Raw genomic sequence first — 14,460 nt, 5'->3', positions numbered from 1 at the left:
TCATGTCCCGACACGACTATATCTTCACTTCCGAGAGCGTCTCGGAAGGCCACCCGGACAAGGTCTGCGACCGGATTTCCGACGCCGTGCTTGACGCCTTCCTGACCGAGGACCCCCACGCCCGCGTCGCCTGCGAGACCTTTGCGACCACCGACCGCGTCGTGATCGGCGGCGAGGTGCGCGGTCCGGCCGCCGTCATCCAGCGCGTCGAGGACATCGCCCGCGCCTGCGTGCGCGACATCGGCTATGAGCAGGATGGTTTCCACTGGGCGAACCTCAAGGTCGACAGCTACCTGCATGCCCAATCCGCCGACATCGCCCAGGGCGTCGATGCGGGCGCCGGCAAGGATGAAGGTGCAGGCGACCAGGGCATAATGTTCGGCTATGCTGTCGACGAGACGCCCGAACTGATGCCGGCACCAATCCAATATGCCCATGCGATCCTGCGCCGCTTGGCGGAAGTGCGCAAAAACGGCTCTGAGCCGCGCCTTGGCCCTGACGCCAAGTCGCAGCTCTCGATCCGTTATGCGGGCGGCAAGCCGGTCGAAGTCACCTCGCTCGTTCTTTCGACCCAGCATCTTGATGCGTCCATGTCGTCGGCCGACGTGCGCGCGCTGGTCGAGCCCTATATCCGCGAAGTCCTGCCCGAGGGCTGGCTGACCGCCAACACCGAATGGTGGATCAACCCGACCGGCAAGTTCGTGATTGGCGGGCCGGACGGGGATGCGGGCCTGACGGGCCGCAAGATCATCGTCGATACCTACGGCGGCGCGGCGCCGCATGGCGGCGGCGCCTTCAGCGGCAAGGATCCGACCAAGGTCGACCGGTCGGCCGCCTATGCCGCGCGCTATCTCGCGAAGAACGTGGTGGCCGCGGGGCTCGCCCGGCGCTGCACGTTGCAACTGTCCTATGCGATCGGCGTGGCGAAGCCCCTCTCGATCTACGTGGACACCCACGGCACCGGCAAGGCGGACGAGGCGGCGATCGAGCGGGCGGTGGCAAAGGTCATGGACCTGACCCCGCGCGGTATCCGTACGCATCTTGGCCTGAACAAGCCGATCTTTGCGCGGACCTCGGCCTACGGCCATTTCGGCCGGGCGCCCGAGGCGGATGGCGGTTTCAGCTGGGAAAAGACCGATCTGGCCGAGGCGCTGCAGAAGGCTGTGTGACGGGCGACGGCGCCTGTAAGGGTTCCGGTTTCCGTCCCGCGCTGCTAAGACAGGATGCCCCGCAAGGGGCATTCTTTCATTCTGGAGACGAGAATGACCAAGACCGATGTATCCGGCCTGACCCAGCTTGGGTCAGCGACCGAGGCGCCGCGGACCCCCGAAGAGGCGGTGCTGGAACGGGTGCCTGCGGGCCATGCCGGCACACTTTACGTCGTGCGCTTTACCGCGCCCGAGTTCACCTCGATCTGCCCGATGACCGGCCAGCCGGACTTTGCCCATATCGTCATCGACTATGTGCCCAAGGATTGGCTGGTCGAGAGCAAGAGCCTCAAGCTTTATCTGCATTCCTTCCGCAACCACGGCGCCTTCCACGAGGATTGTTCGATCGACATTGCCAAGCGGCTGGTCAGCCTGCTCGATCCGGTCTGGCTGAGGATCGGCGCTTACTGGTATCCGCGCGGCGGTATTCCGATCGATGTCTTCTGGCAGACCGGTGTGCCGCCCGAGGGGGTCTGGATCCCCGATCAGGGCGTGGCGCCGTACCGCGGGCGAGGATAGTTTCGTCGGCTTGCGCGGGCGACCCGCCGGGAGGGCTCTGCCCTCCCGGACCCTCCCGGAGTATTTCAGGACAGAACGTGGAGAGGGCCGGGTGCGGCCCGGTTTGAGATGACGGACGAACGCGGAACGGAACGGCGGAATTTCTACGGGCGGGTGCATGGCAAGACCCTCAGGCAGAGCCAGAAGGCCTATCTGGCCGAGGATCTGGGGCGGCTGAGCCTTGAGGGGATATCGGTTGCGGACAATCCGGATCGCGTGGCGATCGATCTGGGCAGGGTTTTCGGGGTCCAGCCCCTGTGGCTTGAAGTGGGGTTCGGAGGCGGCGAGCATCTGGTGCATATGGCGGCGCTTTATCCGGATGTGGGCATCGTCGGCTGCGAGCCGTTCGTGAACGGGGTCGCCATGCTTCTGGGCAAGATCCGGGCGGCCGGAGTCGAGAACCTGGCGCTGCACCCGGGCGATGTGCGCGATCTCTTCGATGTCTGCCCGGACGGGACGTTTGAGAAGGCCTTTCTCAACTACCCCGACCCCTGGCCGAAGGCGCGTCATCATCGCCGCCGCTTCGTGACGCCCGGCTATCTGGCGGCGCTGCACCGGGTCTTGAAGGCGGGGGCGGAGTTCCGGGTGGCGACCGACATTCCCGATTATGTCCGCCAGACGCTGGAGGAAGTGCCGAAGGCGGGCTTCGCGCTTGTCACGCAGGGTGACGAGCCATGGGCGGACTGGATCTCGACCCGCTATGAGCAGAAAGCGCTGCGCGAGGGGCGGGCGCCGCACTACCTGACCTTCCGGCGCCTCTGATCCGGCTCGGGGCGCGACAGGATGGCAGATTGACCCGTCCGGATGGCAGAGCGAGGCTCGGCGCCATGTGAGGGCGCAATTTCTGGCGCCACGAAGGATGGGTCAGATGGCAGGCAACGCGCAGGCGATGCGCAACTGGACGGGACCGGCGGTCCTGTCCTACGGCTTCCGGCCTTTCTTCTTTCTCGCTGCGGTCTGGGCGGTGGTGTCGCTTGCGATCTGGGTTGCGGTGCTGAGCGGGCGCTGGCCCTATGATCTGCCCTTCGCGCCGCTCGACTGGCATGTGCATAGCCTGGTCTTCGGTTTTGTTCCGGCGGTGGCGGCGGGGTTTCTCTTGACGGCGGTGCCGAACTGGACCGGGCGCCTGCCGGTGGTGGGCTGGCCGCTCGCCGGTCTGGCGGCGCTGTGGCTTTCCGGGCGTCTGGCAACGACTTTGCCTCTGCCCCTGGGCGCAACGGCGCGCGCAGTCTGCGATCTGGTCTTTCCCGTCGCGCTCGCCACGCTCCTTGGGCGCGAGATCGTTGCCGGCCGGAACTGGCGCAATCTGGCGGTGCTGGGGCCGGTTCTCTTTCTGACCGGCGGTCAGATGGTCTTTCACCTACAGGCCGCCGAGGCGAATGGCAGCAGTGGAGCGGGCGCGCGGCTTGCGCTGTCGGCGGTCATCTTCCTTATCACCCTGATTGGCGGGCGCATCACCCCGAGCTTCACCCGCAACTGGCTGGTGCAGCGCGGTATCGCGACTTTGCCGGCACCGTTCGGGATTGTGGACAAGCTGGCGCTGCTTCTTGCCGCCGCGGCCCTTCTTGCCTTTACCCTCTCGCCCGACGGGATCCCGACCGGTCTTCTCGCCTGTGCGGCGGGCGTCGGCCTCTTCCTGCGACTGGCGCGCTGGCGGGGCTTTGCGACGCTGCCCGAGCCTCTGCTTGCGGCGCTGCATCTGGGATATGCCTTTGTTCCGGCCGGTTTCCTGCTTGTGAGCCTTTCCGCGCTCGACCCCGCACACGTGCCGCTTTCGGCAGCGCTCCATGCCTGGACGGCGGGGGCGGTCGGGATCATGACGCTTGCGGTGATGACGCGCGCGAGCCTGGGCCATTCGGGCCGGGCGCTGCATGCCGGTCCGGCTACGGTCGCGATCTACGGGTTCGTGGCAGCCGGGGCCACCTTGCGGATCGTCGCAGGCCTTCTGGGCGAGAGCGACCTCTTGCCGCTGGCGGGGTTGATCTGGGCGGCAGCGTTTCTGCTGTTTGCCGTCGCTTATGCGCCCGCACTCCTTAAGCCGCGCCTTTCGCTCAAGGCCCCGTCTGCACGCCTTGGGCATCGGGATTGAGGAATTCCGCCTCGATCCTGAGCGTCACCAGATCGCCGACGCCGATCGTGGTGCCGGGGGCGGGAATGCCGAAACCCATGCCAAAATCGGACCTGAACAGCGCGCCCTCAGCCGAAAAGCCGATCCGCGCGCCCGCATCGAGCGGATGGCCCGCATAGCCGCCATTGTAGCGGACGCGGAGGATGATGGGTTTCGTGATGCCGTGCAGTGTCAGATCGCCGGTGACGGCGGCCTCGTGCGGGCCGGTCTGGCGGACCTTGGTACTGACGAAGCGGATTTCCGGGTGATTGGCTGCATCGAGGAAGCTTTCCCCTGCAAGGATCGCATTGAAATCGTAAGCCGGGTCTGGATAAAGCGTTTCGACCGAGGCGGGATCGACCGTCGCTGTCAGCACCATGCTTTCGGGATCGACCGGATCGAAGCCGAGCGTTGCGTCCATCTTGCGGAAGAACGCGGTATAATCGGAAAAGCCCAGGTGGCTGACCGAGAAGATCAGGCGCGCGTGGGCGGGGTCGAGATGATAGGTGCCGGGCGGCGGCGCCTGCGAGGGGCCGGAGGTTTCTTCGGCCTCTGCGGACAAGCCGAAGAGCAGCAGAGTTGCAACGAAAAGGGCGATGTGGCGCATCGGGGCCTCCTGATGCCGCGGAGCCTCCGCGCCCGGGCAGCGTGCGTCAAGACCGGGGCGCTTCACCATCGCGCGATTGGCAAAAGCCTGCTGTTCGCGGGCTTCGCCGCTCATCGCAGGGACGCCCCTGCGAAGAGAAGCGAAGCGCACGATGAGCCGCCCGGCGAGCCGCCCGGTAAGGACTACCAGCGGATGCCGAACCTGAGCGCGTCGTAGATCGCCGCGTGGATGTTGCGCGACTGGACGGCATCGCCGATGCGGTAGAGCTTGAAGGAACCGGCCGGGTTCCGCGCCGGGAACAGATCGCCGGTGTCGGTCAGCGCGGCATAATCCACCGCGCCAATGTTCCGGCTTGCGGGCTTCAGCGCGAAATAAAGGTCGCCCATCGGCAGCGTTCCATGTTCGGCCACCAGATGGTCGACCTGGCGTTCCTCGCGCCAGCCGGGCGCATAATCGGAGCCGAGCGTCACCGTCAGCCCGTTGCCCGCCCGCGCCGCGCCCGCCACACGGGTGTTGATGGTGATCCGGGTGCCGGTTTCGTGGAAGGCGCGCATGTAGGGCACATGGTTCATGCCGCCCATGTCGGGGGCGAAGAACCGCTCGGGCGTCACCAGTTCCACCTCGGCGCCCGCCCGCGCCAGCATCTCGGCTGCCGTCATGCCCGCATGCGCGCCGCCGTCGTCATAGACCAATACCCGGCCTGTGGGCTTGACCGCGCCCGAGATCACATCCCAGCTCGAGATCGCCAGATCGGCGCCTGCCATATCGGGCATCTGCGGCAGGCCGCCGGTGGCGATGACCACGACATCGGGTCGAAAGTCGAGTACGTCCCTCTCTTCGGCAAAGACGTTGTATCGGACCTCGACGCCCAGCCGTTCCAGTTCCGCCAGCCGCCAGTCGATGATCCCGATCATCTCTCGTCGCCTGGGGTTCTGGGTCAGGAGGTTGACCTGCCCGCCCGCGCGGTCGGCGGCCTCCAAGACCGTCACCTCATGCCCGCGTTCCGCCGCAACCCTTGCGGCCTCAAGGCCCGCCGGACCTGCGCCGACAATCACTGCCCGCCGCCCGACCTCGGCACGCGCAATCTCATGCGGCATCCGCGCCTCGCGGCCCGTCGCCGCATTGTGGATGCAGAGCGCCTCGCCGCCCTCGTAGATCCGGTCGAGGCAGTAGGTCGCGCCCACGCAGGGCCGGATCCGGTCCTCGATGCCAGCCATCACCTTGCGCACGATATGCGGATCGGCCAGATGCGCCCGCGTCATGCCGACCATGTCGAGCTTGCCCGCCGCAATCGCATGGCGGGCGGTGGCCACGTCGGAGATCTTAGCAGCATGGAAGACCGGAAACTTGGTCGCTGCCCTGACCTCGCCCGCGAAATCGAGATGTGGGGCCGAGGCCATGCCGGAGATTGGGATCACCCCGGTCAGGGCCGCATCCGTATCGATATGGCCGCGGATCAGGTTCAGGAAATCGATCTTGCCGCTTGAGGCCAGCCGCTGCGCGATCTCCACCCCTTCCTCGCGCGACAGGCCCTTGTCCCAATCCTCGTCGGCAACCAACCTCAGCCCTACGATGAACTCCGGGCCAACGGCCGCACGGACGGCATCTAGAACCCTGTGGGTAAAGCGCAGGCGGTTTTCCAGCGATCCGCCCCATTCGTCGGTCCGCCGGTTGGTGGCGGGCGACCAGAAACTGTCCATGAAATGGCCGTAGCTTTCGAACTCGATCCCGTCGAGACCTGCCGCCTGCATCCGCGCCGCCGCATCGGCATAGTCCTGGACGATCCGGTCGATATCCCAATCCTCGGCCTCCTTGGGGAAGGCGCGATGGGCCGGTTCGCGGATCGGCGAGGCGGAGAGGACGGGCAGCCAGTCGGCCTTGTTCCACCCCGTCCGGCGGCCGAGATGGGTAAGCTGGATCATCACAGCCGCGCCATGTTCGTGCACATCGTCGGCCAGCGCCTTGAGGTAGGGTACGATCTCGTCGCGGTAGGCGTGGAGATTGCCAAACGCCTGCGGGCTGTCGGCCGACACGACCGCAGACCCCGCCGTCATGGTCAGCGCCATTCCACCCTTGGCCTTTTCACGGTGATAAAGCCGGTAGCGATCCTTCGGCATCCCGTCTTCGGAATAGGCGGGCTCGTGTGAGGTCGACATCACCCGGTTCTTCAGGGTCAGATGTTTCAACCGATAGGGCGTGAGAAGCGGATCGTTCGACATCGGGCACCTCCGGAACCGATCTTCACTGTTGCCGCACGAAGCCTCTGGTCAAATCGCGTCAGGAAATGTTGATTGGGCGCCAAATCGGGTGCAGGACCGGAGGGCGCGATGACATTTCTCGACCGCTTGGCGCAGATCGTCGGCCCGTCGAACCTGCTGACAGGCCCTGATTGCGCCCCCTATTCCCGGGACTGGATGGGCGAATATGCGTGGGCGCCCTTGGCCGTCGTCCGCCCGGCGAATACGGCGGAAGTCGCGGCAGTCGTGAAGCTTGCCGCCGCCGAAGGCGTGGCCGTCGTGCCGAGCGCGGGGCGCACCGGCATCACCGGGGCTGCCGTCGCCGAAGGGCAGCTGGTCCTCTCGGTCGAGCGCATGAACCGAATCCGCGCCCTCAAGCGCGAAGCCCGGCTTGCGGTGGTCGAGGCGGGGGTGATCCTCACGCAACTGCATGAGGCGGCAGAAGCCGAAGGGCTTTATTTCCCGCTCTGGTTCGGGGCGCGCGGATCGGCGATGATCGGTGGCGTGCTCTCGACCAACGCGGGCGGGTCGAACGTGCTGCGCTATGGATCGACGCGGGCGCTGTGTCTCGGGCTCGAGGTCGTGCTTGCCGACGGGCGGGTGATGAACCTGATGAGCGAGTTGCACAAGGACAATACCGGCTATGACCTGAAGCAGCTTTTCATCGGCGCCGAAGGTACGCTTGGCATCATCACGGCGGCGGTGATGAAGCTTGTGCCCGCGCCGCGCGCCCATGCGACGGCGGTGCTTGCCGTGCCCGACCTTGCGGCGGCGCTCTCGCTGCTCAACCGGCTGCAGGAGGCAACTGGCGGGTTGGTCGAGGCGTTCGAATTCATGCCGCGCGGTTATCATGAAAGGCTGCGGGTCGCCCGCCCCGACCTCGGCCTGCCCTTTCCCGAAATTCACGATGTGACGATCCTTGTCGAGCTTGGCGCCACCGCGCCCCGCGATGCCGAACCGGGGCCGGACGGGGCCGTGCCGTTGGCCGCGCTTCTCGAAGAGGTGCTTGGCACCATGTTCGAGGAAGGTCTGGTGATCGACGCGGTTATCGCCCAGACCGAGGCGCAGCGCCGCGCGATCTGGGCACGGCGCGAGGCGGCGGCGGAAATCATGGTGGGGGTCGCGCATACCGTCGATACCGACATTTCCGTGCCGCTCGACCGGGTGGCGGAGTTCCTCGACCGGGCGCTCGCCAGCCTTGCGCGGCTCGATCCGGGTGCCACGACGATCACGGTTGCTCATCTGGGCGACGGCAACCTGCATTATTCGGTGGTCCCGGCCTCGGGCGGCACGGACCTGAAAGCGCGGCTGATGGAGGACGTCGAGGGGATCGTTGCCGATCTGGGCGGCAGTTTCTCCGCCGAACATGGGATCGGAATTTCGAAGAAGGGCTCGATGGCGCGGCGGAAGGATCCGGTGGCGCTTGACGTGATGCGGGCGGTGAAGGCGGCGCTTGATCCGCAGGGAATCCTGAATCCCGGAAAGGTCATTCCCGACCGATCATGATCCCCGCGCTTGGCCCCGTCCTTCGCGCACCCGGGCTCAGGCTCGCGGCGCTTCTCCTGATCCTGAACGGTGTGTTCGGGGCGACGCTCGCGCCCTATACCTCGCTCATCGGGATCGAGCGTCTGGGTCTCTCGCATGAGGCCTATGCCGCGATGATCATCTGCGCCTCGACGGTTTTCGTCATCAGTTCGGTCCTGTTCGGCATTCTCGGCGATCAAAGACTAGATCGCCGCCGCCTGTCGCTGGCGGCAGCCGCGGCGATGGCACTCGGGACCGGGCTGATGAGCCTCTTCCCCACGGCCCCGGTCTTTCTCTTCGTGCATGGAGTGCTCACGCCCTTCGGGGGCACGCTCTTCGTGCAAAGTTTCGCTCTGGCCCGCGAGGCGGCGGCGGCGCGGCCGGAGGCGGAACGACCGGCGATCCTGACCACGATCCGGGCGGGATTCGCACTGCCCTGGGTCCTGGTCCTGCCGATCTGGTCGGCGCTCTTTCGTACCGGCATCGACATTCTCTGGGTCTATCCGGCTGCCTGCGCAGCGGCGCTGGCGCTGGTCGCGGTTCTCTGGCGGGCCGGGCGGGCGCAGGTGGGCGGGCGGATCGCGGGCGGCCTGTCGCTCCGCGCTGCGCTGCGCGAATTGTCGGCTCTGCCGGTCATGGCGCGCGTGCTGCTCCTCGGCCCGGCGAGTTCGATCGTGGCTCTCTACATGACGCTTCTGGGACTGGTGCTGGAAGGGGCAGGTCGCACGGCAGGCGACGTGGCGCTTTATGCGGCGGGTCTTGCGGGGCTCGAGGTGCCGTTCATGCTGATGCTGCCCCGGGTGCTGGCGCGGGTCAGTCAGACGCGGGTGATCGCGGCGGGGACGGCGCTTTATTGCTGTCATCTGGCGCTGCTCGCACCGCTTGCCGCCACACCCTTCGTCTGGCTGCTGCTCCTGCCCGGCGCGATGGGGGGCGCGGCGATCCTGACCCAGCCCATCGCCTATCTGCAGGAGCTTCTGGCCGACCGCCCCGGCGCAGGTGCTTCGCTGATGGCGCTGCAGAAGATCGCGGGCGATGGGGTGACGGCCTTATGCTTCGTCCTGGGCACCGCATTGGCCGGTTACTGGCTGGTGGCGCTTCTCGGGACCTTTATTGCCTTGCTGTCCATCGGAGCGCTTCTCGCGCTCGACCGCCACAGAACCTAGACGCGAGCCACCTCGGGCACTTCGTGCCTCGTCGGTAGGAAGAGGCCTGCGAGCAGTGCACGGAGTGCTAGACGAGCCATTGCCAGAAGAGCGTCAAGTTTGGTCGAAGAAACCTTTCGGGGCCTTCGCAAGCAGTTCCTGCGCAAGGTCTTCGCCCGCCGCGGCCCCGTCGGCGACAGGGATGCGCCGATCGCCGGAAATCGCATCCGATCCGTCGGGGCGAAGGATTTCGCCGCGAAGCCAGAGACTGTCGCCATCGAGCAGTGCAAGCCCCGCGATTGGCGTCTGGCAGGACCCGTCGAGCCGTTTCAGAAAGGCACGTTCGGCGGCGAGCCTTTCGCCCGTGGGCCGGTGATGGATTGCGGCCAGCATCTCGGCCGCGCGCCCGTCGCCCTTGCGCCGTTCGATCCCGATCGCGCCCTGGGCGACGGCGGGCAGCATCTCTTCGGGTTCGATTGCCGCGCGGGCGACATGGGCCATGCCGAGGCGGTTCAGGCCTGCCATCGCGAGGAAGGTCGCGACCGCCACGCCGTCTTCCAGCTTCTTCAACCGGGTCTGGACGTTGCCCCGGAACTCCACCAGCCGCAGGTCGGGCCGCCGGTGGGCAAGCTGCGCCCGGCGGCGGAGCGAAGAGGAGCCGACCACCGCGCCTTCGGGCAGGTTGGCAAGTGCTGCGACGGCCGGCGAGACGAAAGCGTCGCGCACATCCTCGCGCGGCAGGTAGCAGTCGAGCATCAGCCCGTCGGGCTGCAGGGTCGGCATGTCCTTCATCGAATGGACGGCGATGTCGACGGCGCCCTCGCTCAGCGCCTCTTCGATCTCGCGGGTGAAAAGCCCCTTGCCGCCGATGTCTTTCAAGGGCCGGTCCAGCACCCGGTCGCCGGTCGTCTTGATCACCACGATCTCGAAGGCGGCTTCCGGCAGACCGAAGGCCGCCATCAGCCGGTTACGCGTCTCATGCGCCTGGGCGAGCGCGAGCGGCGAGCCGCGGGTGCCAATGCGGAAGGGTTCTGTCTCGGTCGGTCGTTGCATGGCCTTTCCCTAGCTTGCGACCCTCTGCCGCGCAATGGGCCCCGATGACGCGCCCACCTTGACAAGGGGTCGCTGGGGCCATTGAAGGGACCCGAAGGAGCGCCCGGATGACCAAGACAATCCTAATGGCCCTGAAGGGCGAACGTCAGGCGGTGCCGCCCGTCTGGATGATGCGGCAGGCCGGGCGCTATCTGCCGGAATATCGTGCGACACGGGCGAAAGCGGGGGATTTCCTGTCGCTTTGCTACACGCCCGATCTGGCCGCCGAGGTCACGCTGCAGCCGATCCGCCGCTACGGGTTCGACGCGGCGATCCTCTTTGCCGACATCCTGCTGATCGCTCAGGCGCTGGGTGCGGATCTGTGGTTCGAAACCGGCGAAGGCCCGCGCCTGTCGATGATTACCTCTGCCGCCGATCTTGCACGGCTGAAGCCGGTGGAGGCTGTCCACGAGACCCTGTCGCCGGTCTACGAGACGGTGCGCATTCTTTCGGAAGAACTGCCGAAGGAAACGACGCTTATCGGCTTTGCCGGCGCGCCCTGGACGGTTGCGACTTACATGATCGCCGGGCGCGGCACGCCCGATCAGGGACCGGCCCATGCGCTGAAGGCGGCCGACCGCGCGACCTTTGCCGCGCTGATCGACCGTCTGACCGAGGCGACAGTCGAGTATCTGAGCGCGCAGGTCGAGGCGGGCGCCGAGGTGGTGAAGCTTTTCGACAGCTGGGCCGGATCGCTGAAGGGCGCGGACTTCACCGATTTCGCGGTGAAACCCGTTCAGCGGATCATAGCCGAACTGAAAAGGCGCCATCCCGGTCTGCCGATCATCGCCTTCCCGCGCGAGGCGGGCGAGGGCTATGTGGGTTTCGCCCGCGCCACCGGCGCCGATTGCGTGGCGCTTGACAATTCCGTCAGCGCCGACTGGGCGGCCGAACATGTGCAGGTGGACGGTTGCGTGCAGGGCAATCTCGCCCCCCATCACATGGTTACGGGCGGCGCGGCGCTGGTCGAGGAAACCCGGCGGATCGTTCGCGCCTTTGCGGGCGGGCCGCATATCTTCAACCTTGGACATGGCATCACGCCCGATGCCGATCCGGACAGTGTTCAGCGCATGATCGACGCGGTGCGCGAGGGGTGAGTGGGGACGGGGGGCTCTGCCCCAATCCCTCCAGGATACTTGGCAACGGAAGATCGGGGCGTGGAATAGGTCAAAACTATTGACTTAGTTTTTGATGCATCCGAGAGTGGCGCCGATTTCGGGAGGATTCGATGCAGTGGGCGGATGTGCTGGCGACCCGGTCGTCGCGGATGAAGGCGTCTGAGATACGGGAGCTGCTGAAGCTTCTCGACCAGCCCGACATAATTTCCTTCGCGGGCGGCATTCCCGATCCGGCGCTCTTCCCGGCGGAGGCTTTCCGCGACGGGTTCGCGGCGGCGCTTGAGGGTGGCGCGGCGGCGGGTGCGCTGCAATATTCGGTCTCGGAAGGCTACCGGCCGCTGCGCGATTGGCTGGCGCGCCACATGACGGCGATCGGCGTGCCCTGCGGGGCGGAGAATATCCTGATCACCTCGGGCTCGCAGCAAGCGCTTGATTACCTCGGCAAGCTGATGCTGTCGCCCGGCGACACTGCGCTCGTGACCTGGCCCACCTATCTGGGCGCGCTTGGCGCATTCAATGCCTACGAGCCGCGCTATGACCGGCTTGACCCCAAGGGCAACCGCCCGGCAGACGATATTGCGGCAGCGGCGAGGGACGCGGGCGGGCGGGTGAAGTTTGCCTATCTGTCGGCTGATTTCGCCAATCCGACCGGCGAGACGCTGGACCTGACGGGGCGCGAGGCGCTTCTGGATCTGGCGGGCGCGCTCGATTGCGCGGTGATCGAGGATGGAGCCTATCAGGCCCTGCGCTTCGACGGCACGCCGGTGCCGCCGATCCTGGCGCTCGATATTGCGCGGACGGGCTCGATCGAGGCGGCGCGAACGATCTATTGCGGTTCCTTCTCCAAGACTTTGGCGCCCGGCCTGCGCGTGGGCTGGGTCTGCGCGGCGAAAGAGGTGATCGGGCGGCTGGTCCTGATGAAGCAGGCAGCGGACCTGCATTCCTCGACGGTGAACCAGATCGTGACCCATCGCGTGGCCGAAGCTCTGTTCGACAGCCACACGGCGACACTGCGCGCGACCTACGGCGCGCGGCGCGACCATATGCTGGCAGCGCTCGCCCGCGAGATGCCGGAAGGGGTGCGCTGGCAGCGGCCCGAGGGCGGCATGTTCGTCTGGCTGACGCTTCCGCAGGGAATGGACGGCGCAACGCTGCTGGCCCGGTCGCTGGAGACCGAGCGGGTGGCCTTCGTCCCGGGCCGCGCCTTCTTTGCCGACGGATCGAATGCCAACAGCCTGCGCCTGAGCTTCTCCTGCGCCAGCGAGGCGATGATCGACGAGGGCATCGGCCGCCTTGGCCGTTTGATCCGCGCCGAAATGGGCAAGGCGGCAGCCTGATCCATGCTCTGGGTTCCGGTCACCATCGTCGCCGCCTTGGCGCAAACCGGGCGGAACGCGGCGCAGGCCGGGCTGACGAAGCGCATCGGGACCGTCGGCGCCACGCAGGTGCGGTTTCTGTTCGGCCTGCCGTTCGCGCTGGTCTTCCTGCTGATTGTCCGCCTGGCGACCGGCGAGCCGTTGCCCGCGCCCGGCGCCCGTGCGCTCGGTTTCACCGCCATCGGCGCCCTAGCCCAGATCGGCGCGACCGCCCTTATGCTGAAGGTGATGCAGGCGCGGTCCTTCGCGCTCGCCACCGCCTGGATCAAGACCGAGCCGGTGCTGCTGGCGCTGGGCGCGGCGCTGATCCTTGGCGATCCGCTCGGGCCGGGGATGCTGCTGGCGATCGTGATCGCGACCGCAGGCGTGATCATCAGTTCGACCAAGCCCGGTGTCGCGTTCTGGGGCGAGGTGACGCCCGTCCTGACCGGTATCGCTGCGGCGGGCCTCTTCGGCCTGTCGGCGATTGGCTATCGCGGCGGCATCGTGACCCTAGGCGACGGCTCGTTCCTAATCAGGGCCACCAGTACGCTGGTGATCGCGCTGACGCTGCAGACGGCGGTCCTGATCCTGTGGATGGCGCTTGCCGACCGGCAGGCACTTGTCGCCTCCTTCCGGGTCTGGCGTGCCTCGCTTGGTGCGGGGTTTCTTGGCGCCTTCGCCTCGGAATTCTGGTTTCTGGGCTTTGCGCTGACCGCTGCGGCGAACGTCCGGACGCTGGCGCTGATCGAGGTGATCTTCGCCCAGGCGGTTTCAATCTACTGGTTCCGGCAGAAAGTCAGCCGCCGCCAATGGTTCGGCATGGCAATAATCGTTCTGGGTGTGGCGCTTCTCTTGCGGGCCGAGGCGCGGACCTAGCCCCGGGTCTTCCACGCGAACCAGAGCGCCACGAGAGCGAGAAGCGCGGAAAGCGCGCGCCGAACGACCAGTTCCCGCACCGGATCCTCCAGCCAGCGCCGCGCGAAACCGGCGGCGGTGACGATTGCGGCATGGATCAGCGTCGCGGTCAGGACATAGAGGATGGAGAGAAACAGGGTCTGCGACAGGACCGGGCCGGAAAGGTCCACGAACCCGGGCAGCACCGCGACATAGAAGACGGCGGCCTTGGGATTGAGCAGGTTGGTGATTAGCCCACGCCGGAAATAGCGCCAGAGAGATGCGCCCGGACCGGCCATGTTTTCGACCGCGCCATCACCGCGCCAGCCGTCCCAGGCGAGCCAAAGGAGGTAGAGAACGCCGCCCCAGCGCAGAGCCTGATAGGCGGCGGGCGAGGCGCTGATCGCTGCCGCTAGCCCAAGTGCCGCCGCGATGCCTATAAGCGCGAGGCCAAGGGCCACGCCGCCCACCGCCGCATAGCCGGGCCTGCGCCCTTCGGTCACCGCGACGATGGCAAGCCAGGTCATGTTCGGACCGGGCGTCAGTTCGATGATCGCCGAGAGCGCCAGGAATGCGCCCATAGTTTCAAGCGTCAGGCCGAACGGATCCACC

General features: G+C 66.8%; 13 protein-coding genes. 9 read left to right on the top strand and 4 right to left on the bottom strand.

The features are described 5' to 3' along the window. Positions 1 to 2: 2 nt before the first annotated feature. The 4 genes from metK (at position 3) to OU426_RS05755 (ending at position 3,855) form a co-directional block, all read left to right on the top strand. Positions 3 to 1,169 carry a methionine adenosyltransferase gene (gene metK / locus OU426_RS05770; protein ID WP_267632950.1) on the top strand — a complete coding sequence of 389 codons (1,167 nt, stop codon included), beginning with the start codon at positions 3 to 5 and terminating at the stop codon, positions 1,167 to 1,169. A gap of 93 nt (positions 1,170 to 1,262) precedes the next feature. Then, positions 1,263 to 1,727 (top strand): preQ(1) synthase, encoded by a 465-nt coding sequence (gene queF, locus OU426_RS05765; protein WP_267632948.1) that lies wholly within the window; start codon positions 1,263 to 1,265, stop codon positions 1,725 to 1,727. Between the two features lie 108 nt (positions 1,728 to 1,835). Beyond that, positions 1,836 to 2,528 carry a tRNA (guanine(46)-N(7))-methyltransferase TrmB gene (gene trmB / locus OU426_RS05760; protein WP_267632947.1) on the top strand — a complete coding sequence of 231 codons (693 nt, stop codon included), beginning with the start codon at positions 1,836 to 1,838 and terminating at the stop codon, positions 2,526 to 2,528. A gap of 106 nt (positions 2,529 to 2,634) precedes the next feature. Beyond that, a complete protein-coding gene (locus tag OU426_RS05755) occupies positions 2,635 to 3,855 on the top strand; it encodes an NnrS family protein (RefSeq protein ID WP_267632946.1) in 1,221 nt (406 codons plus the stop codon). On the opposite strand, the gene OU426_RS05750 is transcribed toward OU426_RS05755, so the two are convergent. Together OU426_RS05750 and OU426_RS05745 are read right to left on the bottom strand one after the other, a co-directional pair. Continuing rightward, positions 3,818 to 4,480: a YceI family protein gene (locus OU426_RS05750; protein WP_267632945.1), complete on the bottom strand. Its 663-nt coding sequence runs from the start codon at positions 4,478 to 4,480 to the stop codon at positions 3,818 to 3,820. The genes OU426_RS05755 and OU426_RS05750 overlap by 38 nt on opposite strands. 182 nt (positions 4,481 to 4,662) lie before the next feature. Further along, complete coding sequence (locus OU426_RS05745) at positions 4,663 to 6,699, bottom strand: NADH:flavin oxidoreductase (protein WP_267632944.1); 2,037 nt, start codon at positions 6,697 to 6,699, stop codon at positions 4,663 to 4,665. 108 nt (positions 6,700 to 6,807) lie between these two features. On the opposite strand from OU426_RS05745, the gene OU426_RS05740 reads away from it, so the two are divergent. Then, positions 6,808 to 8,223: an FAD-binding oxidoreductase gene (locus OU426_RS05740; RefSeq protein WP_267632943.1), complete on the top strand. Its 1,416-nt coding sequence runs from the start codon at positions 6,808 to 6,810 to the stop codon at positions 8,221 to 8,223. Then, entirely contained in the window at positions 8,220 to 9,407 is a 1,188-nt protein-coding gene (locus OU426_RS05735; RefSeq protein ID WP_267632941.1) for an MFS transporter, read from the top strand. The genes OU426_RS05740 and OU426_RS05735 overlap by 4 nt, the downstream gene beginning before the upstream one ends. A gap of 93 nt (positions 9,408 to 9,500) precedes the next feature. Here the strand turns inward: OU426_RS05735 and hemC are convergent, their stop codons facing one another. Then, entirely contained in the window at positions 9,501 to 10,439 is a 939-nt protein-coding gene (gene hemC, locus OU426_RS05730; RefSeq protein WP_267632940.1) for a hydroxymethylbilane synthase, read from the bottom strand. 107 nt (positions 10,440 to 10,546) lie between these two features. Here hemC and hemE point away from each other — a divergent pair, with 107 nt between their 5' ends. From hemE to OU426_RS05715, 3 genes are all read left to right on the top strand, one after another. Next, the gene (gene hemE / locus OU426_RS05725) at positions 10,547 to 11,575 is read left to right on the top strand and encodes a uroporphyrinogen decarboxylase (protein ID WP_267632939.1); all 1,029 of its coding nucleotides are present in this window, start codon (positions 10,547 to 10,549) and stop codon (positions 11,573 to 11,575) included. A 131-nt stretch (positions 11,576 to 11,706) separates the two neighbouring features. After that, on the top strand, positions 11,707 to 12,933 hold the full coding sequence (locus OU426_RS05720) for an aminotransferase-like domain-containing protein (protein WP_267632938.1): 1,227 nt from the start codon (positions 11,707 to 11,709) through the stop codon (positions 12,931 to 12,933). 3 nt (positions 12,934 to 12,936) lie between these two features. Then, positions 12,937 to 13,830: an EamA family transporter gene (locus OU426_RS05715; protein WP_267632937.1), complete on the top strand. Its 894-nt coding sequence runs from the start codon at positions 12,937 to 12,939 to the stop codon at positions 13,828 to 13,830. Here OU426_RS05715 and OU426_RS05710 read toward each other — a convergent pair. Then, the gene (locus OU426_RS05710; RefSeq protein WP_267632936.1) at positions 13,827 to 14,459 is read right to left on the bottom strand and encodes a LysE family translocator; all 633 of its coding nucleotides are present in this window, start codon (positions 14,457 to 14,459) and stop codon (positions 13,827 to 13,829) included. The two genes, OU426_RS05715 and OU426_RS05710, sit on opposite strands and share 4 nt — an antisense overlap. Position 14,460 lies beyond the last annotated feature (1 nt).

This window comes from Frigidibacter sp. RF13 (genome assembly GCF_026626305.1).
Lineage (GTDB): Bacteria > Pseudomonadota > Alphaproteobacteria > Rhodobacterales > Rhodobacteraceae > TMP-24.
The sequence above is the reverse complement of the archived record's forward strand: the minus strand, read 5'-3'. Positions and strand labels throughout refer to the sequence as shown.

Bases quoted from the DNA above. Each gene is read 5' to 3' on its own strand.
- hemC (WP_267632940.1), bottom strand. From the start codon at position 10,439: ATGCAACGACCGACCGAGACAGAACCCTTCCGCATTGGCACCCGCGGC.
- OU426_RS05750 (WP_267632945.1), bottom strand. From the start codon at position 4,480: ATGCGCCACATCGCCCTTTTCGTTGCAACTCTGCTGCTCTTCGGCTTG.
- queF (WP_267632948.1), top strand. From the start codon at position 1,263: ATGACCAAGACCGATGTATCCGGCCTGACCCAGCTTGGGTCAGCGACC.
- OU426_RS05745 (WP_267632944.1), bottom strand. From the start codon at position 6,699: ATGTCGAACGATCCGCTTCTCACGCCCTATCGGTTGAAACATCTGACC.
- metK (WP_267632950.1), top strand. From the start codon at position 3: ATGTCCCGACACGACTATATCTTCACTTCCGAGAGCGTCTCGGAAGGC.
- OU426_RS05740 (WP_267632943.1), top strand. From the start codon at position 6,808: ATGACATTTCTCGACCGCTTGGCGCAGATCGTCGGCCCGTCGAACCTG.
- OU426_RS05720 (WP_267632938.1), top strand. From the start codon at position 11,707: ATGCAGTGGGCGGATGTGCTGGCGACCCGGTCGTCGCGGATGAAGGCG.
- OU426_RS05715 (WP_267632937.1), top strand. From the start codon at position 12,937: ATGCTCTGGGTTCCGGTCACCATCGTCGCCGCCTTGGCGCAAACCGGG.
- hemE (WP_267632939.1), top strand. From the start codon at position 10,547: ATGACCAAGACAATCCTAATGGCCCTGAAGGGCGAACGTCAGGCGGTG.
- trmB (WP_267632947.1), top strand. From the start codon at position 1,836: ATGACGGACGAACGCGGAACGGAACGGCGGAATTTCTACGGGCGGGTG.
- OU426_RS05735 (WP_267632941.1), top strand. From the start codon at position 8,220: ATGATCCCCGCGCTTGGCCCCGTCCTTCGCGCACCCGGGCTCAGGCTC.
- OU426_RS05755 (WP_267632946.1), top strand. From the start codon at position 2,635: ATGGCAGGCAACGCGCAGGCGATGCGCAACTGGACGGGACCGGCGGTC.